At 70.7% G+C, this 19,466-nt stretch carries 20 protein-coding genes; 6 read left to right on the top strand and 14 right to left on the bottom strand.

Annotated features, from left to right (window positions below):
* Positions 1–58: 58 nt before the first annotated feature.
* Complete coding sequence (locus AB4079_RS03720; protein WP_441785946.1) at positions 59–1,735, bottom strand: ribonuclease J; 1,677 nt, start codon at positions 1,733–1,735, stop codon at positions 59–61.
* A gap of 74 nt (positions 1,736–1,809) precedes the next feature.
* Positions 1,810–2,787 carry a 4-hydroxy-tetrahydrodipicolinate synthase gene (gene dapA, locus AB4079_RS03715; RefSeq protein ID WP_441785945.1) on the bottom strand — a complete coding sequence of 326 codons (978 nt, stop codon included), beginning with the start codon at positions 2,785–2,787 and terminating at the stop codon, positions 1,810–1,812.
* Between the two features lie 79 nt (positions 2,788–2,866).
* Between dapA and AB4079_RS03710 the strand changes: the two genes are divergently transcribed.
* From AB4079_RS03710 to AB4079_RS03695, 4 genes are all read left to right on the top strand, one after another.
* Entirely contained in the window at positions 2,867–3,307 is a 441-nt protein-coding gene (locus AB4079_RS03710; protein WP_441785944.1) for a TlpA family protein disulfide reductase, read from the top strand.
* Positions 3,294–3,824, top strand: a complete 531-nt coding sequence (locus tag AB4079_RS03705; protein ID WP_441785943.1) for a DUF4395 domain-containing protein — start codon at positions 3,294–3,296, stop codon at positions 3,822–3,824. Before AB4079_RS03710 ends, AB4079_RS03705 begins: the two co-directional genes overlap by 14 nt.
* A gap of 74 nt (positions 3,825–3,898) precedes the next feature.
* Positions 3,899–4,324 carry an OsmC family protein gene (locus AB4079_RS03700; RefSeq protein ID WP_441785942.1) on the top strand — a complete coding sequence of 142 codons (426 nt, stop codon included), beginning with the start codon at positions 3,899–3,901 and terminating at the stop codon, positions 4,322–4,324.
* 16 nt (positions 4,325–4,340) lie between these two features.
* A complete protein-coding gene (locus tag AB4079_RS03695; RefSeq protein WP_441785941.1) occupies positions 4,341–5,237 on the top strand; it encodes a TIGR01777 family oxidoreductase in 897 nt (298 codons plus the stop codon).
* On the opposite strand, the gene AB4079_RS03690 is transcribed toward AB4079_RS03695, so the two are convergent.
* Together AB4079_RS03690 and dapB are read right to left on the bottom strand one after the other, a co-directional pair.
* Entirely contained in the window at positions 5,234–5,701 is a 468-nt protein-coding gene (locus AB4079_RS03690) for a tetratricopeptide repeat protein (protein WP_441785940.1), read from the bottom strand. The genes AB4079_RS03695 and AB4079_RS03690 overlap by 4 nt on opposite strands.
* A 10-nt stretch (positions 5,702–5,711) precedes the next feature.
* A complete protein-coding gene (dapB, locus tag AB4079_RS03685; RefSeq protein ID WP_441785939.1) occupies positions 5,712–6,518 on the bottom strand; it encodes a 4-hydroxy-tetrahydrodipicolinate reductase in 807 nt (268 codons plus the stop codon).
* A gap of 76 nt (positions 6,519–6,594) precedes the next feature.
* On the opposite strand from dapB, the gene AB4079_RS03680 reads away from it, so the two are divergent.
* Positions 6,595–7,095, top strand: coding sequence for a GNAT family N-acetyltransferase (locus AB4079_RS03680; protein WP_441785938.1), 501 nt, complete (start codon positions 6,595–6,597; stop codon positions 7,093–7,095).
* An 18-nt stretch (positions 7,096–7,113) separates the two neighbouring features.
* On the opposite strand, the gene AB4079_RS03675 is transcribed toward AB4079_RS03680, so the two are convergent.
* Both AB4079_RS03675 and AB4079_RS03670 read right to left on the bottom strand, forming a co-directional pair.
* Positions 7,114–7,716 carry a histidine phosphatase family protein gene (locus AB4079_RS03675; protein WP_441785937.1) on the bottom strand — a complete coding sequence of 201 codons (603 nt, stop codon included), beginning with the start codon at positions 7,714–7,716 and terminating at the stop codon, positions 7,114–7,116.
* Positions 7,717–7,755: 39 nt separating this feature from the next.
* On the bottom strand, positions 7,756–9,114 hold the full coding sequence (locus AB4079_RS03670) for a M16 family metallopeptidase (RefSeq protein WP_441785936.1): 1,359 nt from the start codon (positions 9,112–9,114) through the stop codon (positions 7,756–7,758).
* Between the two features lie 142 nt (positions 9,115–9,256).
* Here AB4079_RS03670 and AB4079_RS03665 point away from each other — a divergent pair, with 142 nt between their 5' ends.
* Entirely contained in the window at positions 9,257–9,841 is a 585-nt protein-coding gene (locus tag AB4079_RS03665) for a TetR/AcrR family transcriptional regulator (RefSeq protein WP_441785935.1), read from the top strand.
* Positions 9,842–10,158: 317 nt separating this feature from the next.
* Here the strand turns inward: AB4079_RS03665 and AB4079_RS03660 are convergent, their stop codons facing one another.
* From AB4079_RS03660 to AB4079_RS03625, 8 genes are all read right to left on the bottom strand, one after another.
* Complete coding sequence (locus AB4079_RS03660) at positions 10,159–11,403, bottom strand: aldo/keto reductase (protein ID WP_441785934.1); 1,245 nt, start codon at positions 11,401–11,403, stop codon at positions 10,159–10,161.
* A 184-nt stretch (positions 11,404–11,587) separates the two neighbouring features.
* A complete protein-coding gene (locus tag AB4079_RS03655) occupies positions 11,588–12,409 on the bottom strand; it encodes an HpcH/HpaI aldolase/citrate lyase family protein (RefSeq protein WP_441785933.1) in 822 nt (273 codons plus the stop codon).
* Positions 12,406–12,888 carry a MaoC family dehydratase gene (locus tag AB4079_RS03650; protein ID WP_441785932.1) on the bottom strand — a complete coding sequence of 161 codons (483 nt, stop codon included), beginning with the start codon at positions 12,886–12,888 and terminating at the stop codon, positions 12,406–12,408. Before AB4079_RS03650 ends, AB4079_RS03655 begins: the two co-directional genes overlap by 4 nt.
* Positions 12,885–13,529 carry a CoA transferase subunit B gene (locus tag AB4079_RS03645; protein ID WP_441785931.1) on the bottom strand — a complete coding sequence of 215 codons (645 nt, stop codon included), beginning with the start codon at positions 13,527–13,529 and terminating at the stop codon, positions 12,885–12,887. The genes AB4079_RS03650 and AB4079_RS03645 overlap by 4 nt, the downstream gene beginning before the upstream one ends.
* Positions 13,526–14,326, bottom strand: coding sequence for a CoA transferase subunit A (locus AB4079_RS03640; RefSeq protein ID WP_441785930.1), 801 nt, complete (start codon positions 14,324–14,326; stop codon positions 13,526–13,528). The genes AB4079_RS03645 and AB4079_RS03640 overlap by 4 nt, the downstream gene beginning before the upstream one ends.
* Before the next feature lie 39 nt (positions 14,327–14,365).
* Entirely contained in the window at positions 14,366–15,571 is a 1,206-nt protein-coding gene (locus tag AB4079_RS03635; protein ID WP_441785929.1) for an acyl-CoA dehydrogenase family protein, read from the bottom strand.
* A 37-nt stretch (positions 15,572–15,608) separates the two neighbouring features.
* Positions 15,609–17,771, bottom strand: coding sequence for an ATP-binding protein (locus tag AB4079_RS03630; protein ID WP_441785928.1), 2,163 nt, complete (start codon positions 17,769–17,771; stop codon positions 15,609–15,611).
* A 5-nt stretch (positions 17,772–17,776) separates the two neighbouring features.
* Positions 17,777–19,384 (bottom strand): carboxyl transferase domain-containing protein, encoded by a 1,608-nt coding sequence (locus AB4079_RS03625; protein WP_441785927.1) that lies wholly within the window; start codon positions 19,382–19,384, stop codon positions 17,777–17,779.
* Positions 19,385–19,466 lie beyond the last annotated feature (82 nt).

Raw genomic sequence — 19,466 nt, 5'->3', positions numbered from 1 at the left:
TACCCGCCGCGGTGTTTCCGGGAGGTTACGATCCGGCCCCCGTGCCTATGCCTCGCGCTTATGCCTCGATGACGAGCGGCACGATCATCGGCCGGCGGCGGTAGCTGGTGTTCACCCAGCGGCCGACCGTGCGCCGGACGATCTGCGACAGCGCGTGCGAGTCGCGGACCCCGTTCTGCGCCGCCTCCGCGAGCGCGGCGGCGATCTTCGGCTTCACGTCGTCGAAGATCGCGTCGTCTTCAGCGAACCCGCGGGCGTGGACTTCCGGCCCCGTGACGATCCGGCCGCTGGCGGCCTCCACCACGACGATGATCGAGATGAAGCCCTCTTCGCCGAGGATGCGGCGGTCCTTGAGGTCGGCGTCCGTGATTTCGCCGACACTTGAACCGTCGACGTACACGAACCCGAGGTCGAGCTGGCCGACGATGCGGGCGACGCCGTCGCGCAGGTCGATGACCGAGCCGTCCTCTGCCAGGATCGTGTTCTTCTCGGGTACGCCGGTATCCATCGCGAGGCGCGCGTTGGCGACCAGGTGGCGGTACTCGCCGTGCACTGGCATCACGTTCTTGGGCTTCAGGATGTTGTAGCAGTACAGCAGCTCGCCGGCGGCCGCGTGCCCCGAGACGTGCACCTTCGCGTTGCCCTTGTGGACGACGTTCGCGCCCAGCTTGGTGAGCCCGTCGATGACCCGGTACACCGCGTTCTCGTTGCCCGGGATGAGACTCGAGGCGAGGATCACGGTGTCACCCGAGCCGACCTCGATCTGGTGATCCATGTTCGCCATGCGCGCCAGGACGGCCATCGGCTCGCCCTGCGAACCGGTCGACATGTAGACGATCCGGTCGTCGGGCAGGTCGGAGGCCTTCTTGTAGTCGATCAGCACACCCTCCGGCACCTTGAGGTACCCGAGCTCGGCCGCGATCGTCATGTTGCGGACCATCGAACGGCCCAGCAGGGCGACCCGGCGGCCGTTGGCGGCGGCCGCGTCGAGCACCTGCTGCACGCGGTGCACGTGGCTCGAGAAACTCGCGACGATCACCCGGCGCGGTGCCCGCGCGATGACCGAGTCGAGCACCGGACCGATCGACCGCTCGAGCGGCGTAAAGCCGGGGACGTCCGCGTTTGTCGAGTCGGCGAGGAACAGGTCGACGCCCTTCTCGCCCAACCGCGCGAAGGCGCGCAGGTCGGTGAGACGGTCGTCGAGGGGCAGCTGGTCCATCTTGAAGTCGCCGGTGTGGAGCACGACGCCGGCGGGCGTGGTGATCGCGACGGCGAGCGCATCCGGGATGGAGTGGTTGACGGCCACGAACTCCAGCGAGAACGGCCCGAGCTGTTCGACCTGGCCCTCCTTGACGGTGAGCGAGTACGGCTGGATGCGGTGCTCCTTGAGCTTCGCCTCCACCAGCGCCAGCGTCAGACCGGAGCCGATCAGCGGGATGTCGCGCCGCAGCTTGAGCAGATACGGGACGGCGCCGATGTGGTCTTCGTGGCCGTGCGTGAGCACGACGCCGACGACGTCGTCGAGCCGGTCGCGGACCGGTGCGAAGTCGGGGAGGATGAGGTCGACGCCGGGCTGGTCCTGCTCCGGGAAGAGCACACCGCAGTCGACGATGAGGAGCTTGCCCTCGTACTCGAAGACGGTCATGTTGCGGCCGATCTCACCCAGTCCGCCCGTCGGGATGACGCGGAGCGTTCCGGGTTCGAGCGCGGGTGGCTGGGAAACGGGGTTGGGCATCTGCCCTCTCTTTCTCTTTCGGATGCGGGGCTTCTCGCGCCCGCGGATGTCTTCGTCCGCCGCCTGGGCGGCCGTCAGCGTGTGGTCCCGGCGATCTTCGGGAGCGCTCCGCCCGCGGCCGCATTGCGGTCGGGACGGAAGTTGGAGAAGTCGACGCCGGGGATGTCTTTCACGAGGTCGAGCTCGTCCTCGATCTGGGCGGCCTCCCACTCCTCCGGGCCGACGAGCGGCAGGCGCACGCGCGGGCTGGAGATGCGGCCGAGGCCGTGCAGGATGTACTTCGCCGCCACGGTGCCGGGCACGTGGGTCATCACCGCGCGCACCAGCGGTTCGAGCTTCTTATGGGCAGCGGTCGCCGTCGCCAGGTCGCCGGCGTTGACCGCATCGACGATCTGCCGATACGGCGTGGCGGCGACGTTCGCCGTCACGCCGATGAGTCCGCTCGCTCCGATCGCGAGGTGCGGGAGCACGTTCGCGTCGTCGCCCGAGAAGTACATGAGGTCGGTCTGGTTCAGCACCCGGCTGACCTCGCTGAAGTCGCCCTTCGCGTCTTTGATCGCGAGCACGTTGGGGTGCTTGGCGATGCGCAGGATCGTCTCGTACTTGATCGGGACGCCCGTGCGACCGGGGATGTCGTACAGGATGACGGGGAGATCGGTCGAGTCGGCGATCATCCGGAAGTGGGTCAGGATGCCCGCCTGCGTCGGCTTGTTGTAGTACGGCGTGACGATCATCACGCCGTCGGCGCCCGCCTTCTCGCTCTGCTTGTAGAGCTGGATGGCGTGCGCGGTCTCGTTCGAGCCTCCGCCGGTGATGATCTTGGCGCGACCGTCGGCGACCGACTTGCCGACCTCGACCAGCCGCAGCTTCTCGTGGTCGGTCAGTGTGGAGGTCTCGCCCGTGGTCCCGGTGACCACGATGCCGTCCGCCCCGGCCTGGATGACGTCGTCGATGTGCTTCTCGACGCCGGTCCAGTCCACTTCGCCGTCGGCGGTGAAGGGGGTGACCAGGGCGACGAGCACCTGGCCGAACGGGTTCGCGGAGGATGGCATGCAACCAGGCTATCGGGTCGTCGTCACGCGGTGTCACATTCTAGGCGCTGTGCACAACCCGGGCGTAGCGTCCGGTGCTGTGAACGGATTCGCGGCGCTCGGCATCCTGCTCGGCCTCGTGGCGGTCGCCACGGCAGCGGGCCTCGTCTGGCGCGCCACCACGGGTCGCGCCCGTTCCACGCGCGGCGACCAGGTGGTCGCGGCCGAGGACGTCGGAGCCGACGCGTTCGGAAGACGTGCCACGCTCCTCCAGTTCTCCACCGAATTCTGTGCGCCCTGCCGCCCCGCCGCCCGGGTACTGGGCGCACTCGCGGACGACTTCGCCGGCGTCAGGCACGTGGAGGTGGACCTCACCGACCACCCGGAGCTGGCGGACCGCTTCGGCATCCTGCAGACCCCGACGACCCTCGTGCTCGACGACGCCGGCGTGGTCCGCGCACGAATCGGCGGCGCCCCTCGCACGGACGATCTCCGCACCACCCTCCACCGCATCCTCGGGAGCGACCATGCCTCAGCCTGACCAGACCCCAGCCGGCGCACCTGCCGGCGCACCACGACCCGGGGCTCGCGGCATCGATCCGCGCTCGCCCCGCTTCGGTGCAGGCATCACCGCCGTGCTCCTGCTGGCCGACATCTTCCTCTCCCTGGTCGGAGCGACGGCCGCCGCCGCCATCCTGCTGCTCGCCATCGCGCTCCTCTTCGCGTGGGGCGCCGTCGCCGGCGTGCAGCGGCACCCGTACGGCGCTCTCTTCCGGGCGCTGATCCGCCCTCGACTCGCGGCTCCCACGGAACTCGAGGACCCGGCCCCGCCGACCTTCGCGCAGGCGGTCGGTCTCCTGGTCACCGGCGTCGGTCTCGTGGTGTTCGCCGCAGGGGTTCCCCTCGCGCTGCCCGTCGCAGCCGCGCTCGCGTTTGTCGCCGCGTTCCTCAACGCGGTCTTCGGGTACTGCCTCGGCTGCCAGCTCTATCTCCTGCTGGTCCGGGTGCGCGGCAGCCGATCGCGCGGCGCAGCCGGGAATCCGCCGAATGCCGGGTGAGCGTGTCGGAGCTCCTCAGTAGGGTGGACCGAGCCCGGCCGCGCACGGCGGCGGCGCGTCCCGAGGAGGCCTCCATGGCAGTCACCAGCGAATCCACCACCGTCTGGAACGGCGATCTGAAGACCGGCTCCGGCGTCGTCACGCTCGATTCCTCGCACGCCGCCGAGCTGTCGGTGAACTGGAAGGCACGCTCCGAGGGCGGCGCCGAGGTCACCACGCCGGAGGAGCTGCTCGGCGCGGCGCACGCTGCCTGCTTCTCGATGGCGTTCTCCAACGTCCTCGCCCAGTTCGGCCACGCGCCGGAGAGCATCCAGACGACCGCGGCGGTCACCTTCGACCCGGCGCAGGGCATCACCGGCAGTCACCTGCGGGTCGGGGCCACCGTTCCCGGGCTGTCCGAGGACGACTTCCAGCGTCTGGCGGAGGAGGCGAAGAGCACGTGCCCCGTCTCGCGTGCGCTGGTCGGCATCCCGATCACCCTCGACGCCACCCTCGCCTGAGCGGCGGCGCATCGACATGAGGGTGCTCCTGGCGGGCGCCTCCGGGATGATCGGCAGTGAGTTGCGGGCGCAGCTGGCCGCCGCGGGACATACGACGCGCCGACTGGTGCGGCGTGAGCCCACCGGGCCGGATGAGTTCCGCTGGGACCCGGCCGAACGGTCGGTCGCGGCCGAACTCTTCGACTGGGCGGACGGTGTGATCAACCTCTCCGGATCGTCGCTGCAGCGCCTGCCGTGGACCCGATCGACCAAGCGCCGCATCCTCTCGTCCCGACTGCAGGCCACAGGCACGCTCGCCGAGGGGATGCGGCGTGCCGCGGATCCCCCTGCCGTCTTCGTCAGCGGGTCGGCGGTCGGCTACTACGGCGACCGTCCGGGCCAGAGGCTGACCGAGGCGGCGACCAAGGGCACCGGCTTCCTGACGGACGTCGTCGACGCGTGGGAGGCTGCGGCCCGACTGGCGCCGTCCGCGACCCGCGTGGCCCTGGCCCGCACCGGCGTCGTCGTCGGCCGCGGCGGTGCGCTCGCGCCTCTCCTGCCGCTCGCGAGAGCAGGACTCGCCGGTCCGCTGGGCGGCGGACGGCAGCACTGGCCCTGGATCAGCCTCCACGACGAAGCGGCGGCGCTCATCCATCTGCTCGACTCGACACTCGACGGGCCGGTAAACCTGGCGGCACCGCACCCGGCGACGGCCGGCGAGCTGGTGAAGGCGCTCGCCCAGGCGGTGCGGCGACCCTACTTCTTCCCGGTTCCGCGCTTCGCGATCGAGCTGGCCTTGCAGGATGCCGGACGCGAGCTCCTGCTCGCCGATCAGCTCGTCGTGCCGGAGAAGCTGCTCGGCGACGGGTTCGTTTTCCGGGACGCCACCGTCCAGGATGCGATGGACCGGCTGATGGAAGTGCGCGCCGCCTAACGCGCGGGCTGGCCGCCGGTCTTCGCCGCTGCGCGCTCCAGCCGGATCGCCTGCCGGAGCGCCTCACGCGCCCGACGGCGATCCCCCGACGCGTCGTACGCCAGGCCGAGCCGGAACCACGCACGCCAGCTCTCGGGCGCGGCGTCCACCTCTGCGCGGTACTGCGGGAACTGCTCGTCGGCCGCATCCCGCAGGGGCCGCCCGCTGGCCCGGGTCGGGAGGTCCTCCACGGGGAGGTTGCCCTCGGCGTGCAGTTGCCGCACCAAGCGCTCGGTCCGAGCACCGAAGAGCAGTTCACGACCGATCGCCCACGCCGCGATCAGCGGCAGCACGAAGAGTGCGACACCCATCGCGATCCCCACGGGCTGCCCGGTGGCGACCAGCAGCACGGCGCGCTGGGTCACCAGGACCAGGTACACCAGCAGGAGCAGCGCCATGAAAATGGCGGCCAAACGGTTCCTCATCGTGCGTGCCTCACCTGGCCGGGTCTGTGCCGTCATCGCCGGCGTCACGCACGGTCCGCCGGGGCGGCTCGCCGCTCGGCTCCGCGATCCCGAGGTCGATCAGCTTGTCGAGGCCAACGGTCACACCCGTCGTGGAGGCGGCCGCGCGCACGGCGAGCAGGATGCCGGTCTCGTACGCCTCCTGACCGATCGTGTCATGGCGGATGGTGAGCTGCTCCCCCGGACCACCGAGGATCACCTGCTGCTGCGCCGCGACGCCGCGCATCCGGAGGCTGTGGATCGGGACGCTCGCGACCTGCTGCCCCCTGGCGCGCTGGTCCGAGTGCGGTGCCTCCACGGGGCCCATGGCGGCGCGCGTGGCGCCGATCAGCTCCGCCGTGCGGACGGCCGTGCCGGAGGGCGAGTCCACCTTGCCCGCGCCGTGGGCCTCGATGATCTCGATGGAGTCGAAGAAGCGGGCAGCCACGGAGGCGAAGGCCGTTCCGAGGGCGGAGCCGAGCGAGAAGTTGGGGATGACCACCGCGCCGCTGCCCTCGTGCTGGGCGACGCGCCGCTCCAGGTCGAGGATGCGGTCCGCCGACCATCCCGACGTCCCGACCAGCACCTTCAGACCGTTGTCGACCGCGAAGGCGACGATCAGCGGACTCACCTGCGGCAGCGTCATATCCACCAGCACGTCGGCGCCGAGCATGTCCTCCAGCGGCGAGCGGGAGTCCAGTCGAGCCACCAGCTCCAGGTCGTCCGCCTGCTCGATGAGGCGCACCGCCACACTTCCCAGTTTTCCGGTCGCCCCGGCGACGGCCACGCGAATGCTCACTCACCCACCCTACCTGCGGCGCTGCCGCAACCGGCGGTCGATCGGCCGCGCCGATCCGCGGGGCTACGCTGGGTCGATGGTGTCTTTCGCAGACGTCGCCGTCACCGACGCGACCGCCCACCGGATGCTCTCCGACTACTTCGCCGAGCGGGCGGAGACCTTCCCGTCCGCGCAGGGTGCGTACCGCACGTCGTTCCCGGACCCCGGCCAGTTCGTCGCACCCAACGGCGTCTTCCTCCTCGCGTACGACGACGGGGTCGAGGTCGGCTGCGGAGGCGTCCGCGAGCTGCGCGTCCCGCTCGACGAGAGCGAGGACGGACCGGTCGTGCGTTACGAGATCAAGCACCTGTGGGTCTCGCCCTCGCGCCGCGGCAGCGGTTACGGGCGGGCCATCCTGGCGGAGCTGGAGCTGCGGGCCCGCGGTTTCGGTGCGACCGAGGTCGTGCTCGACACCAATGAGAGCCTCGAGGCGGCCGGCGGCCTCTACCGGTCGCACGGCTACGAGAGCATCCAGCCGTACAACGACAACCCGAACGCGACCGACTGGTTCCGTAAGCCGCTCGAGCCGCTCAGCTGACGGCGCCCGTCGCGCGAGCTAGACCGGCTGCAGCTCGGGAAGCCCGGTGCGCAACTCCACCGGCAGATGCCCGAGGTCGTTGTGCACGACCAGAACCGGGGGCTTCGCCGACCGCACGCGGATGATCGTCAGACCGCAGTTGGCCTGGTTGAGCCCCAGCCAGCGCCAATCCGGAGCGTCGAAGACGTGCCGAACGAACCATCCGATCACGAAGTTATGGGTCACCAGCAGGTCGTGACGGTCGCCCATCGCCGGCGTCAGGAACTCGTGCACCGCGTCGTCCATCTGGGCATGCCCGGCCTCGATCTCGGCCTCCGTCACCGGGCCGAAGAACGACTCGAACGCCTTCGGCATGTCCGGCGTCGGGCCCGACGGGATGCAGTCGAACAGCAGGCTGGACGGCTGGGGCTTCAGCGCCGGCATCCGCTCCGCCATGATCGCGGCGGTCTCCGTCGCGCGATTGAGCGGCGAGTGGTACATCGACGTGAAGGGGATGCCGCTCAGCCGTTCCGCGATCAGCTGCGCCTGGCGCTTGCCGCGCGGCGAGAGGGGGCCGTCCGGCATCCCGTGCTCGGCGTCCTGCTGCTCGCCGTGGCGCACCAGGTAGATGTAGTGGGGCACGAAGGTGGACCTTTCGGTGATGGAGCGGAAGAGGGCGGATCAGGGAGCGAGACCGGCGAACGTGTCGTCGGTGACGCTCCCCACCGCAGCGATGGAGATCGGTCGCCCCGCCAGGTCGGTGGCGAGGTCTCGCACGTCGTCGGCGGTGACGAGGTGCAGGCGGCGGAGGCTCTCATCGAGGTCGGCGAACTCGCCGAGCGTGATCTCGGCACGGCCGAGGCGGGACATCCGGGTGTCGGAGTCCTCCAGCGCGAGGGCCGCGCCGCCGGAGAGCTGGCCGACCGCGCGACGCAGTTCGTCCGCGGTCACGCCGTCCGATGCCAGTCTGCGCAGCTCGTCGAGCATGAGCTCGGTGACCTGTCGCGCCTTGGCGGGCGCGCATCCTGCGTACAGGCCGAACACGCCGGCGTCCGAGTACGAGCCGGAGAAGGAGTACACGGCGTAGGCCAGGCCGCGGCGCTCGCGCACCTCCTGGAACAGCCGGCTCGACATCCCGCCGCCGAGGATGGAGTTGAGGACGCTCATCGTCGTCCGGCGCTCGTCGGTGGCGACGATGCCCGGCATCCCGATGAAGAGGTTGGCCTGCTCGGTGGGGCGCTGCACGGTCATGACCGCGCTGCCACGCTCGATGGTCGCGAGGGAGCCGGCGCGACGGTCCACGGGCCGGGCGGCGAGCTCGAGGTCCCAGCCGGCGGCGACCAGCGCACGCTCCACACCGGCGACGAGCAGGTCGTGGTCGACAGCCCCCGCGGCCGTGACGACGAGATCCTGCGGACGGTAGTTCGCGCGGTAGTGCTCCCAGACCCCGTCGCGCGTTGCGGCGCGGATGGTGTCGGGGCGTCCGCCGATCGGACGGCCGAGGGGATGATCTCCCAGGACGGCCTGGAACATCCGCTCATTCGCAACATCGCCCGGGTCGTCCTCCGCCATCGACAGTTCTTCGAGGATGACGCCGCGCTCGTTCTCGAACTCGGCCGGGTCGAGGACCGACGACGTGAGCATGTCGCCGATGACGTCGACAGCCATCGCGAGGTCGCGATCCTGCACCTTGGCGTAGTAGCAGGTGTACTCCTTGGCGGTCATCGCGTTGTGCTCGCCGCCGACCGAGTCGAAGGACACCGCGATGTCGAGCGCCGTGCGTGTGCGCGTTCCCTTGAAGAGCAGATGCTCAAGGAAGTGCGTTGAGCCGAGTGAGCCGGGATGGCCGGGCTGCCCATCGCTCTCGTCGCGGGACCCGACGGCGACCCAGTAGCCGAGGGTGGCGCTGCGCGCACCGGGAACCTGCTCGCTGAGGATGCGGACGCCGCTGGGGAGTACTGTGCGGCGGACGAGGGCTTCACCGGAAGCGGCGAAGGTGAGGTCGGCCAAACCGAGCGGAAGGTCGACTGCGCTGTTCATCCCCTCCACCCTACGCCAGGCCGGTCCGAACTCTGTGACTGAGAAAACGAGGACAAACAGACTCGTCTGTCTACTGCTATACTGCTGAAAGCAAGCAGTCGGAGGCGGTCCCTCGCCTCCCGAGCAGAAGGAGTCGTGCCGGATGGTCGTAAGTGCCCGAGCGACCATCCGGCCGCCCGCACCGTCGAAGGTCAAGATCCTCGCCACCGCAGATGAGCTCTTCTACCAGGAGGGCATCCACACCGTGGGCGTCGACCGCATCATCGCGGGTGCGCGCGTCACGAAGGCCACCTTCTACAAGCACTACCGGTCGAAGGACCTGCTCATCATCGCGTACGTCGAAGGCCGCGACCGGCAGGTCCGCGAGTGGTTCGCCGAGCAGGAGGCCAAGAACGGCGACCCGCGCGACATCGCCCGCGCCCTCGTCGACGCGATCAACGAGGACGCGGTGAACCCCGACTTCCACGGCGACCCCTTCATCAACGCGGCCGCGCAGTTCTCGGACGAGAACGACCCGGTGCGTGTGGCCGTGACCGCGCACCGCGACTGGTACGCCGACCACATCGAGGAGCTGTTCCGCCAGATCGGCCACCCGCGCCCCGGCGACGCGGCCGACGACCTCATCCTGGCGCGGGACGGAGCCCTCGCCGGCGGCTACGTGGGCGACCCGATCGCCGCGGGCGCCGCGCTGCACCGCGCGCTCGACCGCATCCTCGCCGAGGCGTAGCCCGCCCGCCCGCGAGGCGGCGCGGGGAGTTGACGCGACACGCCGCGCGTCAGCGGCGTGGGGCGGCGTGTCGTGTCAAGTAGACGCGACGGGACCGCGCGCGGTCGCCGCGCCCACCCGCGGTCGCGCCCGGCACCCGCACGGGAACTATGGGACGCAACACGCCGCAAACCGTGACGGAAAACGGCGTGTTGCGTCCCATGGATGGCGGTCACGGTCCCACCCGCCTGACCGGGCGCGGAGTTGACGCGACGCGCCGTGCGCGCGACGCGTGTGGCGGCGTGTCGTGTCAACCAGACAGCGGCGGGCGCCGCGGGCTACTCGGAGACGCGGTCGAGGTCGAGCATCTGCGCGCGGGTGAGGCGGATGCCGGCAGCGGCCATGAGCGCATCCACCTGGTCGGGGCGGCTGGCACTGGCGACGGGTGCGACGATCGTGCGCTTCGCCAGCAGCCACGCGAGAGCGATGCTGGCCGGCGCCACCCGGTGCTCCCCCGCGATGCGGTCGAGCACGGCCAGCACACGCTGGCCGCGACGGTTGACGTACGCGGACGCGCGCACGCTCCGCGCTCCCGCGGTGAGGTCGCTCTTGCTGCGGTACTTGCCGGTGAGGAAACCGTTCGCCAGCGCGTAGTACGGCATGACCGCGAGCCCCTGGGCGGCCGCGACGATGCGCGGCGCGCTCTCGAACTCGGTGCGGTGCATGAGGTTGTACTGGTTCTGGATGCCGACGAACTTGGGCAGCCCCGAGGAGGCGAGGATGCGTGCCTCGATCAGGCGGTCCGCACTGAAGTTGGACGCGGCCAGGTAACGCACCTTGCCGCTCTCGATCAGCCACTCGGCCGTGGCCAGGCTGTCCTCCAGAGGCGTCTCCGGGTCGTCGTCGTGGAAGTACAGGACGTCGATGTAGTCGGTCTTCAGCCGTTCGAGCGACGCCTCGACGGCGCGGACGATGCTCACGGCCCCGAGGCCGGGGTTCTCGTGGTGGCGGCCGACTTTCGTCGCGACGACCACGCGGTCACGGTTGGCGCGCTCGCGCATCCAAGTGCCGATCAGCAGTTCGCTGCGGCCGCCGACGTAGCTGTCGGCGGTGTCGATGAAGTTGCCGCCCAGCTCGGTGAAACGATCGAGGATGGCGAGCGACGTGTCGCCGTCGGCCGTCCAGCCGAAGACGCTCGCGCCGAGCGACAGCGGGTACACCGTCAGATCGCTCTCGCCGATTCGGCGCGGGGCGATGATGGACAGCGGACCGGTGCTCTCGATCGCCGGATCGATGTCGACCACGCCGGTCGGCGGCTGGGCCGAGCCGGCCCGCGCGAGCTCGCGCGCGGAAGGACGCTCGGTCGTGCGAGCGGCGGGTGCGGCAGCGGCCGAGGCGGGAGCGGTGGACGCCGGAGCAGACGACGCCGGAGCAGACGACGCGGGAGCGGTCGAGGCCGGAGCGGACGAGGCCGGAGCGGACGAAGCTGCAGCGGCCGCCGCAGCCGCAGCGGCTTGGCGGGCAGCGCCGGAGCTGCGGAGTCCGACCGTTTCGAGCAGGCGCAGGGGAAGCAGCTGTGGCATTTCTCCCCCTCCCCGTGGTGCGACTCGACGCATTCCGTTGCGAGTCGTTCACCCGGAGCCACCGACCCTCGAATCGTTTCGAGAACCTTCAACTTCCTAGTGAACACTTGAAGATTACGGCATGCCTCCGACACCAAGACGACGAAACGGGTGAACCCCAGCGGAATCCTAGGTCACAGTTTCATCACGAACGACGGAGCACTGCCCGAGCGTGTGCGAGCACCGGTCCGTCGACCATCCGCCCGGCGTAGCGGAAGGCTCCGCCACCCGCCGCTTCGGCCGCCGCGAGCAGCTCGCGCGCCGCCTCAACCTCGGCCCGATCGGGCCGGTAGGCGGCCCGGATCGTCTCCACCTGACCGGGGTGGATGCACGCGGTCGCGGCGAATCCGACGGCGGCCGCATCCTCCGCTTCGGCGGCCAGACCGTCGAGGTCCGCGATGTCGAGATGCACGGTGTCGATGGCGTGCACCCCCGCGGCGCCCGCGGCCAGCAGCACCGCCGAGCGGGCGAACCGGGCGACGTCGCGGTAACGGCGATCGGGATGTCTGCTGGAGGTTCCTCCGAGCGAGGCGACCAGATCCTCGGCACCCCACATCAGGCCGAGGACGCCGGGCGCGTTCGCCAGGTCGGGCGCGGCGAGCACACCGGCAGCGGTCTCGCAGAGAGCGATGACGTCGTAGTCCGTGAGCCCGGCGAGGTCGGACGCGCGCTCCGCCTTGGGCAGCATCGCTGCGCTATAGGGTGTCGCGGCGAGTGCCGAGAGGTCAGCGTCGTGGTCGTCGCTTCCAGCAGGATTCACCCGGACGATGACCCGCGCGGGGTCGAGATCGGACGCGACCAGCGCCTCCCGCGCCGCCGTCCGCCGCGCAGGGTCGACCGCATCCTCCAGGTCGAGGATCACTGCATCCGCCCGTTCCAGCGCCTTCGCGTACCGCTCGGGCCGGTCGGCCGGGCAGAACAGCAGCGCAGGGCCCCACGGGAAGGCCTCCGGTGTGCGCTCGCTCACAGGATGCCGTCCGCCGCGTCCCGGCACCACACCATCACCTGGCGGGTCGCCGTCGCGACGACGACGCCGTCCTGATTGCGGCCGGTGTGCGCGAGGGTGACGATCCCCTGGCCCGGGCGGGACGCGGACAGCCGCTTGCCGAGCACGACCGTCTCCGAATACAGCGTGTCGCCGTGGTGGAGCGGATGCGGGAACGCCACCTCGCTGAAGCCCAGGTTCGCGACGATCGTGCCCTGGGTGAGCTGCGTGACCGAGGCGCCGACGATGGTGGCGAGCGTGAACATGGAGTTGACGAGGCGCTCCCCGAACGGCTGGCCGGCGGACCAGGCCGCGTCGAGGTGCAGCGCCTGGGTGTTCATGGTGAGCGTGGTGAATAAGACGTTGTCCGCCTCCGTCACCGTACGGCCCGGCCGGTGCAGGTAGCGCGTCTCCGGCTCGAACTCCTCGTAGAAGAGCCCGCGCTGCACGACCTCCCTCACGACGCCGCCACCTCGACGGCGAGCGGGGCGCCGGTCGCCGCGACCACCTCGTCCACCGTCACACCGGGGGCGGTCTCGCGGAGCACCAGCCCGTCCGGCGTCACGTCGATGACCGCCAGGTCGGTGATGATGCGGTCGACGCATCCCGTTCCGGTCAGCGGGAGGGTGCACGCGCGGAGAATCTTCGGCCGGCCCTCCTTGTCCACGTGCTCCATCATGACGATGAGCCGCTTGGCGCCGAAGACGAGGTCCATCGCGCCGCCCATCCCCTTCACCATCTTGCCGGGGATCATCCAGTTGGCCAGGTCGCCCGTCTCTGACACCTCCATGGCGCCGAGCACGGCCAGGTCGACGTGGCCGCCGCGCACCATCCCGAACGACAGCGACGAGTCGAAGAAGGCGGCGCCGCGATTCACGGTCACCGTCTCCTTGCCCGCGTTGATGAGGTCGGGGTCGACGGCGTCGTCGCCGGGGTACGGCCCGACACCGAGAACGCCGTTCTCCGAGTGGAGGATCACCTCGACGCCCTCGGGGATGTAGTTCGGGATGAGCGTGGGCATCCCGATGCCGAGGTTGACGTACTGACCGTTCTCCAGCTCGCGGGCCACCCGGGCGGCGAGCTCCGTGCGTGTGAGGCTCATCGTGCGTTCCCTTCCCCGGAACCGGTTCCGGCACTGGCACCGGCCGCAGCGGCGGCCACCGTCCGGCGCTCGATCCGCTTCTCCACTCCCGGCGCGTGCACCACCCGCTGCACGAAGATGCCCGGGCAGTGCACCTGGCCGGGGTCCAGTTCGCCCGGTTCGACGAGCTCCTCGACCTCGGCGATCGTGATGCGGCCGGCCATCGCGGCGAGCGGGTTGAAGTTCATCGCGGCGGCATGGAAGACCAGGTTGCCGTGCCGGTCGCCCTTCGCCGCGTGGACGAGGGCGAAGTCGGGGCGCAGCGACCGTTCCAGCACGTACTCGGCGTCGTCGAACGTCCGCACCTCCTTGGGCTCGCTGGCCACGGCGACGGATCCGTCGGCCGCGTACCGGCGGGGCAGCCCACCGGTCGCGATCTGCGTTCCGACACCGGCCGGCGTGAAGAACGCGGGGATGCCGGCTCCGCCCGCGCGCAGCTTCTCGGCCAGCGTGCCCTGCGGCGTGAGCTCCACCTCCAACTCCCCCGACAGGAATTGGCGTGCGAACTCCTTGTTCTCGCCGACGTACGAGCTGATCATCTTGGCGATGCGGTGCTCGGCGAGCAGCAGCCCGAGCCCCCAGTCGTCGACGCCGCAGTTGTTGCTGACCACCTCGAGGTCGGTCGTCCCGTCGTCGAGCAGCGCCTGGATGAGCGCGCTCGGGATGCCGCACAGCCCGAAGCCGCCGACCGCGAGCGTGCTGCCGTCCGGGATGTCGGCGACCGCCTCCTTGGCTGTCGCCACCGTCTTGTCGATCATCCGTCCTCCTCTTCCTCGAGGTTGCCCGCCGCGTTCAGGTTAGGCGGTGAAGCCCAGCGCCCGCGAGATGACCATCAGCTGGACCTCGCTCGTGCCCTCGCCGATCTCCAGGATCTTCGAGTCGCGGTAGTGCCGGGCGACCGGGTTCTCGTTGAGGAAGCCGTAGCCGCCGAAGATCTGGGTCGCGTCGCGCGCGTTGTCCATCGCCGCCTCGCTTCCGACCAGCTTGGCGATGGAGGCCTCCATCTTGAACGGCTTGCCCGCCATCAGCTTGAAGCAGGCGTCGTAGTAGGCGAGCCGGGCGGTGTGCACGCGGGCCTGCATCCGGGCGAGCTTGAAGGCGATGTACTGGTTGGAGCCGATCGGCCGGCCGAACACGTTGCGGCTCTGCGCGTACCGGATGGACTCCTCCAGGCAGCCCTGGGCGGCACCGGTGCACAGGGCGGCGAACGCGACGCGGCCCTCGTCGAGCGTTGCGACGAAGTTGGCGTACCCGCGGCCGCGCTCCCCGAGCAGGTTCTTCTCGGGCACGCGCACGTCGGTCAGCGTCAGCGGGTGCGTGTCGGAGGTGTGCCAGCCGACCTTGTCGTAGACCGGCTCGGCGACGAAGCCGGGTGTGCCGGTCGGCACCATGATCGCCGAGAGCTCCTTCTTGACCGAGCCGTCGGCGCGCGTCGACTCGCCGGTGACCGCCGTGATGGTCACGAGCTTCGTGATCTCGGAACCGGAGTTCGTTATGAACTGCTTCGTCCCGTTGATCACCCACTCGCCGTCCCGGAGCTCGGCCGTCGTCTTGGTGCCGGACGCGTCCGAGCCGGCCTCGGCCTCCGTGAGCCCGAACCCGGCGAGCGCCTCGCCGCGTGCGAGCATCGGCAGCCACTCCTGCTTCTGCTCCTCGGTGCCGCTCCGGAAGATCGGCATGGCCCCGAGACCGACGCCGGCCTCCAGCGTGACGCCGATGGACTGGTCCACCCGTCCCAGCTGCTCCACGGCGAGGCAGAGCGAGAGGTAGTCCTTGCCCTGCCCGCCGTACTGCACCGGGAACGGGAGCCCGAACAGGCCCATCCGGCCCATCTCGGCGATGATGTCGTACGGCAGGCTGCGCTTGGTGTCGTACTCGTACGCGGCGGGCGCGACGACGGTGTCGGCGAAGTCGCGCACCTCGTCGCGGAGGCGGCGCTGCTCGTCGGTGAGCTCGAAGCCGGCGACGTCGGTGTCGGCGGGCCGGTCCATCTGCATGGTCATGCGGTTCCTGTCTTTCGTGTAGCGGCTCTCGTGGGGCCTATCGCTGTGCGGCGGCCGGTGGTGCCGGGGCCGCGTCCGCCTGGGGAGCCGGTACGTCGGCTCCGGGCGGCACATCTGTGGAGGGTGTGGACGCGTCGGCCGCGTCGGCCGCGTCGGCATCCACCCGGGCGACCAGCTGGTCGAGTCGCACCAGGTCCCCCGGCGCGACGTGCACGGTCACGGTGCCGGCGACGGGCGCGACCAGGCGGTGCTCCATCTTCATGGCCTCGACGACGACGAGCGTGTCGCCCGTCTCGACGCGCGCGCCGGGCTCCACGGGAACCGCGACGACGGTCCCCGGCATCGGCGAGCGGAGTTCGGGATGCGCGGCCGCGTCACCGCGGTCGAGCGCGGCGAGCCGGTCGGCGAGGCGTTCGGCGCGGTCGCGGAACCGGAGCGCGCGAGCACGGCCATCGCGTGCCAGCCACACGGTCGCACCGTCGCGGGCCAGGTCGAAGCGCAGCATCCGGCCGTCGTAGTCCAGGAGGGCGACGGTTGGCTCCCCGACAGACGCAGGCTCGCGAAGCCGCAGCGACGCGGGACTCGCGGCGCCGTCACCGATCGCGACCATCGCCCCCTCCGCCGGTCCGGCGACAGTCACCGTGACCCCGTCCACGTCGTAGCGCACCGGACGCGCGCGGCCGAGCCGCCATCCCGTCGGCGCCGCCCAGACCGGGCCCACCTGAGCGGGCGGTTGCTGCGCGCGGTCGAGGTGCGCCAGCAGCGCTGCGGCCGCCAACTCGTCCTCGGTGGCCGGCGTCGGCGTCCGCTCCGAGAACCGCCGGTCGATCAGCGTGGTGTCCATCCGGCCGGCGACCACGTCGTCGTCGGAGATGAGGTCGACCAGCCACGCGACGTTCGAGACCGACCCGAGGATGCTCGTGCCGGCCAGCGCGCCGCGCAACCGCGCCAGCGCCTCCGCACGGTCCTCGCCCCAGGCGATCACCTTGGCGAGCATCGGGTCGTAGTCGGTCACGATCGGGATGCCCGCCGCGATGCCGCTGTCCACGCGGACGCCCTCACCGACCGGCTCGCGCAGCGCAAGGACACGGCCCGCGGCCGGGAGGAAGCCGCGCTCGGGGTCCTCGGCGTAGACCCGGGCCTCGACCGCGTGGCCGCGCAACCGGACGTCGTCCTGCCCGAAGGCGAGCGGGTCGCCTGCGGCGATGCGCAGCTGCTGCTCCACGAGGTCCAGGCCGGTCACGAGTTCCGTGACGGGATGCTCCACCTGCAGCCGTGTGTTCATCTCCATGAAGAAGAACTCGTCCGGCGCCTCGGCGGAGACGAGGAACTCGACCGTCCCGGCGCCCGTGTAGCCCACGCTGGCCGCGACCCGGCAGGCCGCCGCGCCGATCCGCTCCCGCGTCGCCGCATCGAGCAGCGGCGACGGCGCCTCCTCGATCACCTTCTGGTGGCGGCGCTGCAGCGAGCACTCGCGCTCCCCCAGGTGCACGATCCCGCCGTGCCGGTCGGCGAGCACCTGCACCTCGATGTGGCGCGGGGAGGCGACGAGCCGCTCCAGGAACAGGGTGTCGTCGCCGAACGCCGCAGCAGCGACGCGCCGGGCCGTCCGCAGCGCTTCCGGAAGCTCCGCGGCGGAACGCACGGCCTGCATCCCCTTGCCGCCACCGCCCGCCGACGGCTTGACGAGCACCGGGAAGCCGATGTCGTCGGCCGCCGCGATCAGGTCGTCGTCGGTCAGGCCCGGCTCGGCGATCCCGGGGATGATGGGGACGTCGTACTCGGCCACCGCGTGCTTTGCGGTGATCTTGTCGCCCATCACCTCCAACGCGTGAACGCCCGGACCGACGAAGACGATACCGGCCTGCGCGCATGCCTCGGCGAGCGCAGGGTTCTCGGAGAGGAACCCGTACCCGGGGTGCACGGCCTCAGCTCCCGTGCTGCGCGCCGCCTCCACGATCGCCTCGATGCTGAGGTAGCTGTCGCGGGCGGGCGCGGGGCCCAGGCGGACGGCGACGTCGGCGAGCGCGACGTGCGGCGCATCCCGGTCGGCGTCGCTGTAGACGGCGACCGAGCGGATGCCGAGACGCGTGAGCGTGCGGATGACGCGGCAGGCGATCTCGCCACGGTTGGCGACCAGCACGGTGCGGAAGGGGACGCTGGAGGCGGAAGCGTGAGGAGCAGTGGCGTTCGAGGTCATGGCGGTCACATCCGGAAGAGCCCGAAGGCGGTGTCGGGGAGCGGCGAGCGGGAGACGACGTCGAGCGCGAGCCCGAGCACCGTGCGGGTCTCGGCGGGGTCGATGACGCCGTCGTCCCAGAGCCGCGCGGTCGAGTAGTACGGGTTGCCCTGCTCCTCGTACTGCGCCGTGACCGGTGCACGGAAGGCGGCCTCCTCGTCGGCGGGCCAGTCCTCCCCGCGCGCCTCCAGCTGGTCGCGCTTGACGGTGGCGAGCACGCTCGCCGCCTGCTGGCCGCCCATCACCGAGATGCGCGCTGCCGGCCACATCCACAGGAATCGCGGAGAGTACGCCCGGCCGCACATCGAGTAGTTGCCTGCCCCGAACGACCCGCCGATGACGACCGTGAGCTTGGGGACCCGGGTGGTCGCAACGGCGGTGACCATCTTCGCGCCGTTCTTGGCGATCCCACCGGCCTCATAGTCGCGGCCGACCATGAAGCCGGAGATGTTCTGCAGGAAGAGCAGCGGGATTCCGCGCTGGTCGCACAGCTCGATGAAGTGCGCGCCCTTCAGGGCGGACTCGCTGAACAGCACGCCGTTGTTGGCGACGATACCGACCGGATGCCCGTGGATGTGCGCGAAACCGGTCACCAGCGTGGTGCCGTACTCCGGCTTGAACTCGTCGAAGATGCTGCCGTCGACGATCCGCGCGATGACCTCGTGCACGTCGTAGGGCGCCTGGACGTCGACCGGGACGACGCCGTACAGCTCGGCGGGGTCGGCGGCCGGCACGACGCTGTCGAGCACCGGCCACGCCGGCGAGAGCGGGAGCGGCAGGGTCGCGACGATGTCGCGGACGATCGCGAGCGCGTGCTCGTCGTCTTCGGCGAGGTGGTCCACCACTCCGGACGTGCGGGCGTGCAGGTCGCCGCCGCCCAGCTCCTCGGCCGTGACGACCTCGCCGATCGCGGCCTTCACCAGCGGCGGTCCCCCGAGGAAGATCGTGCCCTGGTTGCGTACGATCACGGTCTCGTCGCTCATCGCAGGAACGTACGCGCCGCCCGCCGTGCACGAGCCGAGCACCGCAGCGATCTGCGGGATCTTCGCGGCGGACAGCCGGGCCTGGTTGTAGAAGATGCGCCCGAAGTGGTCGCGGTCGGGGAAGACCTCGTCCTGCATGGGCAGGAACGCTCCGCCCGAGTCCACCAGGTAGATGCAGGGCAGCCGGTTCTCGAGGGCCACCTCCTGCGCGCGCAGGTGCTTCTTCACCGTCATCGGGTAGTAGGTGCCGCCTTTGACGGTGGCATCGTTGCAGACGACCATCACGTGACGTCCGGCGACCAGGCCGATCCCGGCGATGACGCCGGCCGCCGGGCTCTCGTCGCCGTACATCCCGGTCGCCGCGAGCGGAGCCAGTTCGAGGAACGGGCTGCCCTCATCGAGCAGGGCGTCGATCCGGTCGCGCGGCAGGAGCTTGCCGCGGGCGACGTGTCGTTCCCTGGCGCGCTCCGGTCCTCCGGCCGCTGCCGTGGCGAGCCGTCGTCTCAGGTCCGCCACGAGCTCGCGCTGGGCTGCGTCGTTCTGCTCGAACCGGGCGTCCGTGGCGGGCGCCTCACTGGTCAGGGTCGGCATGCTGCTCCGTGTCGTCGTCGACAAGTCCCGGGCGGGACAAACCGGTTAGTGGTGACTAACTCGGTTTTAGGTTAGTGTTCAT

Origin of the sequence: Leifsonia sp. 2MCAF36 (genome assembly GCF_052115525.1) — a bacterium.
Lineage (GTDB): Bacteria > Actinomycetota > Actinomycetes > Actinomycetales > Microbacteriaceae > Leifsonia.
Note: the sequence above shows the minus strand (reverse complement) of the source record. Positions and strands in the feature narration are given on the sequence as shown.

What these genes read in the sequence shown, in the direction of transcription:
- AB4079_RS03700 (WP_441785942.1), top strand. Translation starts at nt 3,899, where the DNA reads ATGGCAGTCACCAGCGAATCCACCACCGTCTGGAACGGCGATCTGAAG.
- AB4079_RS03705 (WP_441785943.1), top strand. Translation starts at nt 3,294, where the DNA reads ATGCCTCAGCCTGACCAGACCCCAGCCGGCGCACCTGCCGGCGCACCA.
- AB4079_RS03680 (WP_441785938.1), top strand. Translation starts at nt 6,595, where the DNA reads ATGGTGTCTTTCGCAGACGTCGCCGTCACCGACGCGACCGCCCACCGG.
- AB4079_RS03635 (WP_441785929.1), bottom strand. Translation starts at nt 15,571, where the DNA reads ATGACCATGCAGATGGACCGGCCCGCCGACACCGACGTCGCCGGCTTC.
- AB4079_RS03690 (WP_441785940.1), bottom strand. Translation starts at nt 5,701, where the DNA reads ATGAGGAACCGTTTGGCCGCCATTTTCATGGCGCTGCTCCTGCTGGTG.
- AB4079_RS03625 (WP_441785927.1), bottom strand. Translation starts at nt 19,384, where the DNA reads ATGCCGACCCTGACCAGTGAGGCGCCCGCCACGGACGCCCGGTTCGAG.
- AB4079_RS03720 (WP_441785946.1), bottom strand. Translation starts at nt 1,735, where the DNA reads ATGCCCAACCCCGTTTCCCAGCCACCCGCGCTCGAACCCGGAACGCTC.
- dapA (WP_441785945.1), bottom strand. Translation starts at nt 2,787, where the DNA reads ATGCCATCCTCCGCGAACCCGTTCGGCCAGGTGCTCGTCGCCCTGGTC.
- AB4079_RS03630 (WP_441785928.1), bottom strand. Translation starts at nt 17,771, where the DNA reads ATGACCTCGAACGCCACTGCTCCTCACGCTTCCGCCTCCAGCGTCCCC.
- AB4079_RS03695 (WP_441785941.1), top strand. Translation starts at nt 4,341, where the DNA reads ATGAGGGTGCTCCTGGCGGGCGCCTCCGGGATGATCGGCAGTGAGTTG.
- AB4079_RS03665 (WP_441785935.1), top strand. Translation starts at nt 9,257, where the DNA reads ATGGTCGTAAGTGCCCGAGCGACCATCCGGCCGCCCGCACCGTCGAAG.
- AB4079_RS03645 (WP_441785931.1), bottom strand. Translation starts at nt 13,529, where the DNA reads ATGAGCCTCACACGCACGGAGCTCGCCGCCCGGGTGGCCCGCGAGCTG.
- AB4079_RS03670 (WP_441785936.1), bottom strand. Translation starts at nt 9,114, where the DNA reads ATGAACAGCGCAGTCGACCTTCCGCTCGGTTTGGCCGACCTCACCTTC.
- AB4079_RS03640 (WP_441785930.1), bottom strand. Translation starts at nt 14,326, where the DNA reads ATGATCGACAAGACGGTGGCGACAGCCAAGGAGGCGGTCGCCGACATC.
- AB4079_RS03660 (WP_441785934.1), bottom strand. Translation starts at nt 11,403, where the DNA reads ATGCCACAGCTGCTTCCCCTGCGCCTGCTCGAAACGGTCGGACTCCGC.